This window comes from Streptomyces sp. NPDC000229 (assembly GCF_040300825.1).
GTDB lineage: Bacteria > Actinomycetota > Actinomycetes > Streptomycetales > Streptomycetaceae > Streptomyces.
The window spans coordinates 19396-31979 of record NZ_JBEPEL010000077.1 but is presented as its reverse complement, the minus strand read 5'-3'; the positions used below and the strand labels follow the sequence as shown (position 1 = coordinate 31979).

The following is a 12584-nucleotide window of genomic DNA, read 5'->3' as shown; positions in this document are numbered from 1 at the left end:
CGCGTTGGCCTCGTTGGCGTCGGCGTACGCCGCGATCCGCAGGTCCGTCTTGGCCGTGCGGCTCATGTCGCCGAGTGCCGTCGTGCCCTTGTCGCGGGCGGGGAGCGCGGCCTCGATCAGGTCGGCGGCCCGGCGGGTGCCGCCCTCGGCCGCCATCTCCCGCCGGACGCTCGCGCCGCGCGCGGCCATCTCCGGGTCGTCGACCAGGGCGCACACCGCCTCGCGCAGCGCCTCGGCGGTGACCTCGTCCTTGCCGAGGCAATGGGCGACTCCCAGCTCCTGGAGCATCCGGGCGTTCCCGAACTGGTCGGCGGCCTGGGGGACGGCGACCATGGGGACCCCGTGCGCGAGTGCCACCTGAATGCTGCCCGGCCCGGCGTGCGTGATGAACGCGTCCACCCGGTCCATGATCGACAACTGCGGTATCCATCCCCGCAGTTCCACGTTGTCCGGCAGCTCACCGAGGTCGGCCGGGTCGATGCCCCCGCCGGTCTGGAGGACGACGTGCCAGCCCGGCAGCCCGCCGAAGGCGGCGAGGCAGGCGCGGTAGAGCGCGGGCGCCCGGGTGAAGATGGTGCCGAGCGAGACCAGCACCACCCTCTCGGCGTGCGGCGGGCGCCGCCAGTCGTCCCGGTCCGTGCCGGAACCCCGGCAGGGGCCGGTGAAGCTGTAGACGGAACCGTCCACGCGGTCGGCGTGCGGTTGGAGGACCTTGGAGATCACCACCACACAGCGCTCGGGGCGGCGCGCGGCGCGCCCGGCCGCCAGACCGGCGGCCCCGAGCCAGCCGTGCGCGGCCGCGTCCGGGCCGGTGCCATCCCGGATGTCGTCCTCGTACCCCTCCCACGCGACCGCGGTCGGGCTGACCTGGACGGCGGGCACTCCCCAGCGGTCCGCCAGGACGCGCCCCGCGTAGGCCACGGGGTCGTGCAGGACGAGGTCGGGCCGGTCGTTCCCGTACGCCTCCGTCAGCTGCGGCAGCGCCCGGCCGGCCTCGGCGAGGAACAGTCGCAGATGCCCGGTCAGTTCGGTTCCCCAGGCATCCGTGTCGTCCTTGGGCGGAAGGGACGAGGAGTGAACGCGGGGCTCGGCGCCCGTGGAGGCGACGAGTTCGGCGAATTCCTCCGCAATGGCGTACGTGACGCGATGCCCCCGGGCGACGAGTTCACGTATCACTTCCAGACTGGGCTGAACGTGACCGTGGGCCGCGACATTGAACATGGCTATATGCGCCGGTCTCCGTGACCCGGCGGAATGCGAAATGGTCATGGCCGAAAGGCTAGGAGAAACGGGCCGCACAGCGGCCGGTGACCGGGCGACAAATGCACCGGAGCTCCGCCCGGCACGCGACTCGGCCGAGTCGCGCCGGCCCGGCGGAGCCGCGGACCGGATCAGACCGCTGCGGACTCCTCCATGCGGCGGCGCAGGCTGAGCGGGCGCATGTCGGTCCACACCGTGTCGATGTGGGCCAGGCACACCTCGCGGCTGCCCTCGGTCCCCTCCGCGTGCCACCCTGCCGGAAGGGGCCGGTCCGCCCACCAGATCGAGTACTGCTCCTCCTCGTTGACGACCACGCGGTACGCGCGGTCCGAGGTGCTGCTGTGGCTGTCCATCAGTTCTCTCCTGTGACTGGGGCTTGTCGCACCGGCGCCCTACGAGGCCGGGGAGACCTCGATGCGCCGCACGGCCGCCGTGAACTCGGCGTAGGTGCCGGCCCGGTGCGCGATGCCGGCGATGTGCTCGGCGATCTCACGGAACGTCCTGCCCTCGAACCCCTCGAGCTCTTCCAGGATCTTCATGTCGAGCTCGTTCTCCAGGTCGAGCAGGACTTGGACCATCGAGAAGGAGTCGAGGTCGAGCAGCTCCTTCGGCTCCGGGACGTCCGGCTGCTCGGCACAGATGGCGACCGCCGTCAGACGTATCTGCTCGGTGAACGCATCGATGAGAGCAGGGTCGTCGACCTTATTCACTTCATTTTCCTGCATGGTGTGTAGTCAGCGCTCCTTCGCCGCTCGGATCGGCTCGGTAATTCTGCCGCACGGCGGTCATGAATTGGGCGGATAAAGTTCGGCGATGCGGTCCGACCGTAACTCCGGAATAGGCGCGCGAGCAACGGCGTGAATGCTGGGACGCGTTCCCCGTGCGGCGGGGGCGGGAAACGGTCCGGGGGCCGCGGACCCCGTGGGTCCACGGCCCCCGGCCGTTCCCGCGCGGCTTACTGCCCCCGCGCGTGGGCGGCCGCGGCGTCGAGCCGGGCCATCGCCCACGACTGCAGGTCCTGCTCCGCCGCCGAGGCCGCCTGGCTCCACCGCTGCCACCGGTCCTGCGGCAGGTTGAGCTGGATCTGCATGCGGGACTCGACGGCGGCGGTCCCTTCCTCGCCCTGCCGGGCGGCTCGCACCCGGCTGCGGAGGAAGCTCTTGGACCAGTTGAGCCGTTCGGCACGGTCCAGCCAGAACTCCTGCTCGTCCTCCGGCAGGCCCGCCAGCTCCGCGTGGTGCTGGAAGCTCAGCGTGGGGCGGCGGCGACGCGGTACGTAACGCCGGGCCACCCAGGCGTAATTGCGCAGGGTCTGGTAGTCGAGAAGTGTTTCCTCCACCGCGTGGCGATAGCGGTCCGGGTAGGCGGAACGGCCGTAGATGAGCCAGTCGCCCAGCCACCACGCGGACGATTCCGCGGCGCCGGAGATCTTCTTGCCGATGTCCTGCCATTCATCGAGCGGAATGGCGGGTGGAAGGTGCAGGGCCGTGCTTCTGGCGACGGACGCCTCCATGGCGCGCGCCGTGGTTTTCCGTGGGGTGACGTGAGTGGGGGTGACCTGCGTGTTCTGCCGCAAATTCGCCATGCCGTAAGCCTTACGTATTGAGTTGCATTCACCTGCTCTGGCGGGGAGAACCCCTCGGTTGGTGCGGGCACTCGCCGGGAGTGTCCACTGCGCCAACTCCTCAGCCGCACCGATGATTCCCGGCCAAGCGCGTGCGGTCCACCAGAATTTCCGCGCCTGTCCCGCCGGCGAGACAGGCGGTTGCTCGCCGGGCCGTCCGGGGGAGGAACCGCTGGTCGGCCCGGGACCGTACCTCCCGGCCGCCTCCCGTGGCGCACCCCGCGAACCGGTGGCGAGCGGCCTTGGGCCGCCAGTGGTCCACGCGCGTCACTGCGCTCCGCCCGTACCCCTGGAGGGCGCCCCGCCGAGACCTCTGCCGGAGTCCTTCCTTCCGCCTGTCGGCGGGCACACATCAGCGCACGCATGGGTTGTTCACGGAGAGAACACCGCTCTCGGCACAGTGAATTCGAGCCACTCGACACCGATGGTGTTCGTGCTAACTTCCACCGTGATTCGAGTGGTGGAGAGGTGCACATCGAAACGGGGGCGTTTGTGGAATTCCGAGTTCTGGGCCGAGTAGAGGTGCGTCGCGAGGGAAAGCGGATCCTGCTTCCCGGCGTGAAACAGCACACTGTTCTCGCGGCCCTTCTGCTCGCCCGCGGCCGGGTGGTCTCGGACGACTGCCTGAGCCGTCTGTTGTGGGGCTGGAATCCGCCCGCGACAATGAACGCTCAGCTTTATTCCCATGTGTCGAGACTGCGCCGCCTGCTGGGCGACGAGGTCTCCATCACGCGCATGGCGCCGGGCTACGCCCTCGACATCGGCTCCTGCTCCTTCGACCTCGCCACCTACGAGCGGCTCAGCGCCGCTGGACACGGGGCACTGCTCGCCGGTGACATCGACACGGCCGGTTCACTGCTGCACGAGGCGCTGTCGCTGTGGCGCGGCCCGGTGCTCACCAACGTCACGGAGCAACTGGCCGATGCCGAGGCGCCGTCGCTGATGGAGGCCCGCCTGGCGACGCTGGAGGAGCGGGTGGCGGCCGACCTGGCGCGCGGTATGCACCGCCGGCTGGTCGTCGAACTCTCCGACCTCGTACGGGAGCACCCGCTGCGCGAGCGGCTGCGGGGGCAGCTCATGACGGCGCTCGTCGGGGCGGGGCGCAAGGGGGACGCGCTGCACGTCTACCACGAGGGGCGGCGCCTGCTCGTGGAGGAGCTGGGGGTGGAACCGGGCGAGGAGCTGAACGCCGTCTACCACGCGGTGCTCGACGACACCGTGCCGGCCGCGGCCGCAATACCCGGCAGGGTGGTACCGCTGATGCTGCCCCCCGACATCGCGGACTTCACCGGCAGGGAGCCGGAACTCATGAGCCTGGCGGACGAGCTGACGCTGGCCGCCTCCGGGGCCGAAGGTGCCTGGCGCCCCCGGCGTGCCGTGCTCCTGGGAATGCCGGGGGTGGGCAAGACGGCGCTCGCCGTCCGTGCCGCGCACGCCACCCGCGAGCACTTCCCGGACGGCCAGCTGTACGTGCGGCTGCGCGCCGACGACGGCAGCGCCCGGTCACCGGAGGAGCTCCTCACGGTGCTGCTGAGGGCACTCGGGCACAGTGCGCGCGACCTGACGGGGCTCGGACCCGCCGCGCTGATCAGCCGGTACAGCACGGCGCTCGCCGGCCGCCGGGTCCTGGTCGTCCTCGATGACGCGGTCAGCGACACACAGGTGGCGCCGCTGCTGCCGAACACCCCGCAGTCCGCTGTCCTGGTGACCGCCCGGGCCCCGCTGCCGTCGGTGGAGGGGGCGCGCATCACCGTGGTGGAACCGCTGGACGAGTCGGCGGCGCTCGGCCTGCTGGCCGCGACCGCCGGAAGGGCCCGCATCGCGGCGTCCGAGCAGGGCGCGCGGGCCGTGCTCGCCCACTGTGCCGGCCTTCCGCTGGCCATCCGGGTCGTCGGTACCCGGCTCGCCTGCCGGCCCTACTGGGAGCCGGAGTTGCTCGCCGAAAGACTCGCGGACGACGACCGGCGTCTTGACGAACTCCGCTTCGGCGCCCTGAACGTCCAGCGACGGCTGCTGTCCGCCCAGCACGGCCTGTCACGCGAGGAGGCCGTGGCGCTGGAACGGCTGGCCACCCTCGACAGTGCCGAGTTCGACACCGACACCGCCGCCTCGGCGCTCGTCGTCCCCCGGACCGAGGCCGAGCGGCTGCTGGACGCCCTGGTCGACGCCGGGATGCTGCAGATTCGCAGGTCCGGCGGCCGGTGGGCCGCCTGCTACGGTTTCCACCCCCTGGTTCGCCTGTCCGTCAGATCCGCCACCTGCGCGCAGGCGGCGTGACCCACGCCGCCCGCGGCGAGGCCACGCTCATGCTTCCCCGGCACATCCGACTCGGCACGGCACGAAAGGGAGTCCGCGTGATGCGGCACATCGCCTTCGAACGGCTGCACAACTTCCGCGACCTCGGCGGCTACCGCGCCGCCGACGGGCGCGCCGTCGCCTGGCGCAGGCTGTACCGGGCCGACTCGCTCGGCAAACTGCGCGGTGCGGACTGGGACCGGTTCCTGGAGCTGGGCATCCGTACGGTCATCGACCTGCGTTACCCGTGGGAGATCGACGCTAAGGGCAAGGTGCCCGAGACCGGGCGGTTCCGCTACGCGAACTGCAGCATCGAGCACCAGCCGTACGACCAGGCCGAGATCGACCCCGCCCTCGACCCGTGGCGGTTCCTGGCGGACCGGTTCGCCGAGGTGACCGAGGACGGCCACGCGGAGATCCGGCAGGCCATCGAGCTCATCGCCGAGGACGAGGGGCCGGTGGTGTTCCACTGCACCTCCGGCAAGGACCGCACCGGCCTGATCGCCGCACTCGTCCTGACGCTGCTGGACGTCTCCGAGGACCAGATCCTCGCGGACTTCGCACTGACCGAACTCGCCACCGAGCGCCTCACGGCCGACTGGCGCGCGGCCCACCCGGGCCGGATCCTGAAATGGCCCGGCTACGGCCGCGCGCCCGCCGACATCATGGAACTGGTCCTCGCCGACCTGACCGCCCGGTACGGATCGGTGCAGGGCTACCTCAAGGACCGGGTCGGCATCACGGACGAGGTGACCGCCGGGCTGCGCGACCGCCTGCTGACGAGCACCGCAGCCTGACGCTCACCGGACGGACGCTCACCGGACGGACGCGCACCGGACGGACGCTCACCGCGCCCCGCGCCCGGACGGCTTCGGCATCATCACGTGCAGCGCCCACTCCAGCGGCCCCCGCCTCAGCGGCGTCCGGCGGAAGACGAACGCCCAGACGGCACAGGCCACCAGCGAGACCCCGCAGAAGGCCCCCAGCGCCGGCCAGCCGTGGTGGGGGTGGAGCTCGGCCCGGGCGATGACATGGACGGCGTACACCGACAGTCCCATCGTGCCGACGACGGCGAGCGGACGCAGCAGCGCCGACACGACCCCGCTGCGGCAGGCCGCGACAGCCAGGCCGATGAGCAGCAGGCTCGCACCGATGTTGGCGACGGTCTCGAAGGGGGTCTGGCTGTAGGGCCCGTCGACCAGCAGCCAGGCCCACGAGGTGCTGGGAATCGCGCCCGCCTGCCTGGCGAGCACCGCCTGCACCGGATCGGGGGCGTTCACCGCGTACGCGTGGCTCTGCGCGATCGCCCGCAACAGCGCCTCGCGCCCGCCGCCCGGGCCCATCGCCAGCGCGGACAGGCCGTGCCCGGCGAGGGTGATGAGCGCGCCCCAGCCGATGAGACGACCGCCGACACCCGGTCGGCGCAGGTCGGCGATGCGCCCCAGGGCCATGCCGACGACGACGTACGGGAAGTACGTCAGCCACGGGTACGCGCCGGACAGCAGCAATGTGTCCAGCGCGTCGGTGAACCCCGACCAGCTGGTCACCGCCTCGAAACCGGGGTAGCGCCCGCGGCCGACGACGCGGTAACCGAAGTACGGCCCCAGGACGTACGACAGGACGGGGCCGAGGACCACCGACACCGCGGCGACCGCGGTCAGGGCGCGGGTGCCGAGCCGGGCGAGCGGCTCCGCGGCCAGGAAGTACAGCGCGAAGAACGTGAGGATCACCGCGATCCCCGACCGCAGCTCCGTCAGCGCCAGCCCGAGCGCCGCGAGTACCGCACAGCGGACGAGGGTGCCGCGCCATGCGCCGGCCGGCTTCGGCCCCGGCCGGGTGCCGCCACGGGAGAGCGTCAGGGAAAGCCCCGCGATCAGGGTGAAGACGGCGGGAGCGCGTCCGTCGAACGCCACCAGCAGATGGCCCGCCCCCTCGGGCTCCGCGGGTGGGCCGATGTGCGCGGCGAACATGGCGAACACGGCGACGGCACGGGCCACGTCGACGCTGATCAGCCGCTCCTTCGGAGCCCGGCTCGCATCGGCGCCGGCCGCCGCGCTCGTGGTCGATGCCGTGTCGGCCGTCGATATGTGCGTCACCGTGCTGATCCGCCCCCGCGCTCTTCGTCCCCTTGTCGGTTCATTTGTATACGCATGGGCGGGGACGCCCTCAGCCGGGGGTGCCCTCCAGCCCGTGCCCCAGCCCCGGTGTGAGCGGCAGCTCCACCTGCCCCGTCCCCGGCGTCGCCGCGAACGCCGCCGGCGCCAGCGGCTCCTCCTCCACCAGCAGCGGGCCGACCAGGTCCGGCGGCACCGTGGCATGCGGCAGCGCCGCCGACAGATGCGCGGCCGCCAGCGTCGCCACCCCCAGTTCCGGCATCGTGCCGACCTTCACCGCGAGCCCCGCCGCCTGGGCCAGCGCGGCGATCTGACGCGCCCGGTACAACCCGCCCACCTTCAGGATCTTGATGTTCAGTACGTCGGCGGCGCCCCTGCGCACCACCTCCAGAGCGTCGTGCGCCGACTGCACCGACTCGTCTGCCATGACCCGCACCCCACCCCGTGCCCGCAGCGCCGCCAGCCCCTCCAGGTCCCAGCGCGGCAGCGGCTGCTCCACCAGGTCCAGCCCGGCGTCCGCCAGCCGGTCCACCGCCCGGGCCGCGTCACCCGGGGCGTACCCCTCGTTGGCGTCCAGCGACAACTCCACCGTCTCCGGCACCGCCTTGCGCACGGCGGCCACCAGCTCCACGTCGAGCGCCGGATCCTCCCCGCCCTTGAGTTTGATGTGCCCGAACCCGGCCGCCGCGTACCGGGCCGCCTCCTCCGCCATCTCGTCGAGCGTGCCCAGCCCCACCACCCACGTCGTGGGCACCGGCCCGGCCACCCGCCCGCCGCCCAGCAACAGGTGCGCCGGCCACCCGGCGGCGCGCGCCGCCAGGTCGTGCAGTGCCAGGTCCAGCGCGGCCTTGGCCAAGTGCTGGCCCCGGATGGCGGCGTCCATCGCGGCATGGGCGCCCGCCAGATCGCGCGGGTCCCGCCCGACGAGGGCCGGCGCGACATGCTCGGTCACCGCCGCGCACAGCCCCGCGAGGGTCTCCCCGGTGTACGCGGTCATCGGCGACGCCTCGCCGAAACCCGAGGCCCCGTCGGTCGTCCGCACCTCGACGACGAGGCTGACGAGGTCGGGGCTGGTGCCGCTGCTGATGGCGAACGGGCGGCGGTAGCGGGCACGGACGACACGGGTGTGGAACGAGGCGATTCTCACGCGCGAGCTCCTTGGTCTCCGCCGTACGGCGCTCCCACCGCGGCGGCTGCGAAGTCGGGGTTTCGGCCCGGGCCGCAATCCGTGGACCCAGGCCTAAAGGAGGACCCGGTAGACGATCGGAGGGCGGCCGGTCTGCCCTTCCTGACGACTGCCGGTCGGGACGGCGACACCCGCCCGCTCCAGACGCTTGAGGATGCGGCGGGCAGTGCGCTGCTGCACGGACAGGTGCTCGGCGACGCGATGGGCGGTGACTCCCGCGCCCCCGTCCGCCGCGGCCAGCTCCCGCAGCCGGTCCAGGGTCTGCGGGTGCAGTCCGGCCCGGCGGGCCAGCAGCGCGGGGCTCTCCGGCGAGGCGGGCTCGCTGTCATTGGGACCGGTCACCGTCGGGGAGTCCGCCGCGATGACGATGTCGACGTCGTCCGCCATCGACACCACCCCGGCCGCCGCACCCGCCGAGCGCGCCCGGTTGACGGCCCGTCGGGCCAGCGCCTCCGCCTCCGCCGCCGTACGCCCCAGGCCGAAGCCGACGTACGCGGAACCGTGCCGGGCCGCCAGGGTGTCGAGGAACGGGATACGGGTGAACTGCTCCGTCGCCGTCTCCAGCACCCCGCGCGTCGTCACCACCAGCCGTCGCCCGTCCGGCAACTCGGCCAGACTGCCGCCGAGCACGCGTATGTCCTCCGGCAGGCGCGCGTCCACGCCCGCGCCGGGCAGGTCGACGATGCCCAGCGCCACCTGCGCGTCGCCACTGTGCCGCACGGCCGTGGCGAGGACCAGCGCCTGAAGGGTCGCCAGTATCGAGTGACGGGAAGGGGCGAGGCGCACCGCGTGCGTGTGCTGCTCCAGCACGTGGAACGCCGAGCCGAGACAGGTGATGGCCACCCGGGTCTTCTTCGTGTCCCGCGCGTCCAGGTGGAAGTCGACGATGTCCTCGGAGGTCAGCCCCGGCCGGTACGGCAGCACCCGCACCCGGTCCGTGGGGAGCTTGGCCTCCGCCATCGTCTCCAGCACGTCGTCGCGGCGCAGCGTGTCGATCGACACCCGCGACACGTCGTGCCCGAGCCGCAGCAGTTCGACCAGCGCCCGCAGCAGCGTGGCGCCGTTGTACGGCACGTACATCGCCGGCCGGTCCAGCGCCCCGGCCGCTTCGGCCAGCGCGTGCGGCACGACCCCGGTGAACAGCAGCGCGTCCGCCCGTGACCGCGCACCCGCCACCACCTCGGTGGTCCGGTCCTCGTGACGGTACGGCAGCGGCAGCAGGCGGGCGGATCCGGCGCGGCCGCCGACCGCGACCACCTTCTGGACGAGGTCGTCGGGACCTATCACGCCGACCGTGAGCGGCATGGTCCGGTCTCCGTTCTGCCGGGTGGACTCGCGGGTGCGACTTGCTGGCTGACTTGCTCGGTGACGCCTGATTGACGGCCGCCGACGGGGGTTCTACTTTCGGCCCAGGCCATAATCGCGTGCTGCCGAGAGGATAATCCCCCGATGCCGCAACGGGAAATGCCGCTGCCCACAGTTCTGGATCCCCGGGGAAGGACGTTCGGCGAGGAGGAACGCGCAGCGGTGCTCCGGGTCCTCGACTCGGCCGTCCTGTGCGGGGCGTTCGGCCAAGAGACACGGGCGCTGGAGAGCGAGATGGCCCGGCTGTACGGACGCGCCGAAGCCGTCTCGTCCAGTTCGGGCACCGCCGCCCTGCACCTCGCGGTCGCCGCCGCGGGTGTCGGCCCCGGCGACGAGGTGATCACCACACCGATCTCCGACTTCGGCACGGTCGCCCCGGTCCTCGCCCAGGGCGGGCGGGTGCTCTTCGCCGACGTGTGCGAGGACGACGGCAACCTCGACCCCGACGCCGTCGAGGCGGCCGTCACCCCGCGCACCAAGGCCGTCATCGCCGTCCACCTCTTCGGCGGCGCCGCCGACACCGTACGGCTGCGGGAGATCTGCGACCGGCACGGGCTGCTGCTCATCGAGGACTGCGCCCAGGCCTGGCTCGGCGAGGACGGCGACGGCCGGCTGCTCGGCACCGCCGGCGACATCGCCTGCTTCAGCCTCCAGCAGTACAAGCACATCACGGCCGGCGACGGCGGCCTGAGCATCACCGACGACCCGGCGCTCGCCACCCGGATGCGGCTGTTCATGGACAAGGGCTGGGACCGTACCGAGGGCCGCATCCACCGCACCATGGGCCTGAACTACCGCATGACCGAGCTCGTCGCCGCGGTCGCCCGCGCCCAGCTCACCCGGGTCACCGACGTCGTCTCCCGCCGCCGCGCGAGCGCGCGGCGCCTCGCGGAAGCCGTCGCCGAGCTGCCCGGGGTGACGATGCCTCAGCGGCACCCCGGCCACGCCTGGTGGGTCGTCCCGCTCCTCGTCGACGACAACACCCGCTGGGCGACGGCACTGGAGGAACTCGGCGTTCCCGCCCTCCCCGGCTATCTGGAGCGTCCGCTGTACGCCAATCCGGCACTGTCCGGGTACCCACCGGGCCTGTGTCCTCGCGCCGAGCGGCTCATCGACCGTACGTTGCTGGTTCTGCCGTGGAACGAGGCCTACAGCGAGGACGACGTGGACCGGATCGCGCAGGCGCTGGGGAAGGTCGCCACATCATGAGCGAGTCACCGCAACGGATGTACGAGTGGCTCCGGCCCACCCCGGAGGAGCACATCGGCTGGGACGTCGACGTCCTGTACGGGCCCTGGCCCCGCCACCACCACGACACCGGCCTCGACGAGGTCCGCGCCCACCTGGCCCGTTCCCCCGTCGCGGGCGCCCTGGCCCTGTCCACGCGCGGCCCGCTCTTCGACGACGGGGCCGGCAACGCCGAGACGCTCCGCGACCTCGCCGACTGCCCCGAACTCCTCCCCGTCGGCACCGTCGACGTGCGCGACGCCCTGACCGCCGAGGACCGCCTCGACGAACTGGCCGCCGCCGGAGTCCGCTTCCTGCGGCTCTTCACTCTCGAACAGGCCGCCGAGCCCGGCTTCCCCGGCTACCGGCGCGTCGTGAAGCTGGCGATCGACCGCGGAATGGTGCTGCTCCACGACGGCGACCCCCGCCGCTTCGGACCGCCCCTGATGGAGCGCGGCGCGGACGTCATCTTCCTCGACCTGCACGCCTACCTGCTCGCCGACTTCCTCCTCATGGCCCGCGACGAGCCCGGATTCAGGGCCACCACGCGCATGCTGTCCGGCCCCGACTCCATCGAACGGGTCATCGACGCCGTCGGCCCGCGCCACCTGGTCTTCGGCTCCCGCACCCCCTTCATGGACATCTCGCCGCAGACGCTGAAGCTGCGGTACGCCGACATCTCACCCGACGACCGCGCCGCCATCGCCACCAAGAACGTCGAGGAGCTGCTCGCCTGATGCCGATCATCGATGTGCACGCCCACGTGGGCCGCTGGCAGTTCCACCTGACGACCGGGGACGCGGACACCAACCTCGCCCAGATGGACCGCTACGGCATCGACCTCCAGATCGTCTCGGCGTCCGAAGCGGTGGTGTACGACGCCGTCGCCGGGAACGCCGCCCTCCGCGAGGCGCTGGAGACCCGGCCCCGGCTGTACGGGTACGCCGTCGTCAACCCCAACCGCATCGAGGAGAGCGCCGCCGACCTCCGCCGCTGCCTGGACACCGGCCGGTTCGTCGGCGCCAAGATCCACACCCACTACCCGGGCCGGATGCCCGGCTGCCGCGAGATGGCCGAGGCCTTCGACGTCGTCGCCGAAGCCGGCGTACCGCTCCTGCTGCACACCTGGGGGCGTGAGGTCACCCTCCTCCCCGAACTGGTGGAGGCCCGGCCCGGACTGCGCGTGATCATGGGCCACGCGGGCGGTGACGCCTGGCGCGAGGCGGCCCACGCCGCGGCCGCCTGCGACCGCCTCTACCTGGAGCACTGCCGTACGGCCACGGACGCGGGCCGCATCGCGTACGCCCGTGAGGCCGGAGTCCCGATCGAACAGATGCTGTTCGGCACCGACGCGACACTGATCGACCCCTGCGTGTCCCTGGGCGTGATCCGGGACGCGCGGTTCACGGAGGAAGAGCTGGAACGAGTGCTGTGGCGCAACGCGGCGGAGCTGTTCGGCCTGAAGGTCGGTACGGCGCTGCCACCGGTCGTGTGAGGCGATCCGAACCACCGG

12 protein-coding genes are annotated in these 12584 nt (G+C 72.3%); 5 read left to right on the top strand and 7 right to left on the bottom strand.

All coding sequences use genetic code 11. The features are described from left to right. The 4 genes from ABT360_RS28330 to ABT360_RS28315 all read right to left on the bottom strand — a co-directional run. The coding region (locus tag ABT360_RS28330; RefSeq protein WP_444852337.1) for a macrolide family glycosyltransferase at positions 1–1269 on the bottom strand (1269 nt) is incomplete at its 3' end. 122 nt (positions 1270–1391) lie between these two features. Further along, entirely contained in the window at positions 1392–1613 is a 222-nt protein-coding gene (locus ABT360_RS28325; protein ID WP_351822429.1) for an MbtH family protein, read from the bottom strand. A 39-nt stretch (positions 1614–1652) separates the two neighbouring features. Continuing rightward, positions 1653–1970: a hypothetical protein gene (locus tag ABT360_RS28320; protein WP_351822426.1), complete on the bottom strand. Its 318-nt coding sequence runs from the start codon at positions 1968–1970 to the stop codon at positions 1653–1655. Between the two features lie 245 nt (positions 1971–2215). Next, on the bottom strand, positions 2216–2845 hold the full coding sequence (locus ABT360_RS28315; protein WP_351822423.1) for an LmbU family transcriptional regulator: 630 nt from the start codon (positions 2843–2845) through the stop codon (positions 2216–2218). A 597-nt stretch (positions 2846–3442) separates the two neighbouring features. Between ABT360_RS28315 and ABT360_RS28310 the strand changes: the two genes are divergently transcribed. Continuing rightward, positions 3443–5161, top strand: coding sequence for an AfsR/SARP family transcriptional regulator (locus ABT360_RS28310; protein WP_351822420.1), 1719 nt, complete (start codon positions 3443–3445; stop codon positions 5159–5161). Positions 5162–5238: 77 nt separating this feature from the next. Beyond that, the gene (locus ABT360_RS28305; protein ID WP_351822417.1) at positions 5239–5976 is read left to right on the top strand and encodes a tyrosine-protein phosphatase; all 738 of its coding nucleotides are present in this window, start codon (positions 5239–5241) and stop codon (positions 5974–5976) included. 48 nt (positions 5977–6024) lie between these two features. Here ABT360_RS28305 and ABT360_RS28300 read toward each other — a convergent pair whose 3' ends face one another. The 3 genes from ABT360_RS28300 to ABT360_RS28290 form a co-directional block, all read right to left on the bottom strand. After that, complete coding sequence (locus tag ABT360_RS28300) at positions 6025–7275, bottom strand: heparan-alpha-glucosaminide N-acetyltransferase domain-containing protein (protein ID WP_351822414.1); 1251 nt, start codon at positions 7273–7275, stop codon at positions 6025–6027. A gap of 70 nt (positions 7276–7345) precedes the next feature. Beyond that, complete coding sequence (locus ABT360_RS28295) at positions 7346–8440, bottom strand: mandelate racemase/muconate lactonizing enzyme family protein (RefSeq protein WP_351822412.1); 1095 nt, start codon at positions 8438–8440, stop codon at positions 7346–7348. A 93-nt stretch (positions 8441–8533) separates the two neighbouring features. Beyond that, complete coding sequence (locus ABT360_RS28290; RefSeq protein ID WP_351822410.1) at positions 8534–9784, bottom strand: hypothetical protein; 1251 nt, start codon at positions 9782–9784, stop codon at positions 8534–8536. A 144-nt stretch (positions 9785–9928) separates the two neighbouring features. Between ABT360_RS28290 and ABT360_RS28285 the strand changes: the two genes are divergently transcribed. The 3 genes from ABT360_RS28285 to ABT360_RS28275 are packed head-to-tail and all read left to right on the top strand — an operon-like array spanning position 9929 to position 12566. Further along, complete coding sequence (locus ABT360_RS28285) at positions 9929–11053, top strand: DegT/DnrJ/EryC1/StrS family aminotransferase (RefSeq protein ID WP_351822407.1); 1125 nt, start codon at positions 9929–9931, stop codon at positions 11051–11053. Further along, positions 11050–11808 carry a hypothetical protein gene (locus tag ABT360_RS28280; RefSeq protein WP_351822404.1) on the top strand — a complete coding sequence of 253 codons (759 nt, stop codon included), beginning with the start codon at positions 11050–11052 and terminating at the stop codon, positions 11806–11808. The genes ABT360_RS28285 and ABT360_RS28280 overlap by 4 nt, the downstream gene beginning before the upstream one ends. Then, the gene (locus tag ABT360_RS28275; protein ID WP_351822401.1) at positions 11808–12566 is read left to right on the top strand and encodes an amidohydrolase family protein; all 759 of its coding nucleotides are present in this window, start codon (positions 11808–11810) and stop codon (positions 12564–12566) included. Before ABT360_RS28280 ends, ABT360_RS28275 begins: the two co-directional genes overlap by 1 nt. Positions 12567–12584: the final 18 nt, after the last annotated feature.

Coding starts and splice junctions, on each gene's coding strand:
- ABT360_RS28325 (WP_351822429.1), bottom strand. CDS start 1,613: ATGGACAGCCACAGCAGCACCTCGGACCGCGCGTACCGCGTGGTCGTC.
- ABT360_RS28315 (WP_351822423.1), bottom strand. CDS start 2,845: ATGGCGAATTTGCGGCAGAACACGCAGGTCACCCCCACTCACGTCACC.
- ABT360_RS28290 (WP_351822410.1), bottom strand. CDS start 9,784: ATGCCGCTCACGGTCGGCGTGATAGGTCCCGACGACCTCGTCCAGAAG.
- ABT360_RS28285 (WP_351822407.1), top strand. CDS start 9,929: ATGCCGCAACGGGAAATGCCGCTGCCCACAGTTCTGGATCCCCGGGGA.
- ABT360_RS28280 (WP_351822404.1), top strand. CDS start 11,050: ATGAGCGAGTCACCGCAACGGATGTACGAGTGGCTCCGGCCCACCCCG.
- ABT360_RS28275 (WP_351822401.1), top strand. CDS start 11,808: ATGCCGATCATCGATGTGCACGCCCACGTGGGCCGCTGGCAGTTCCAC.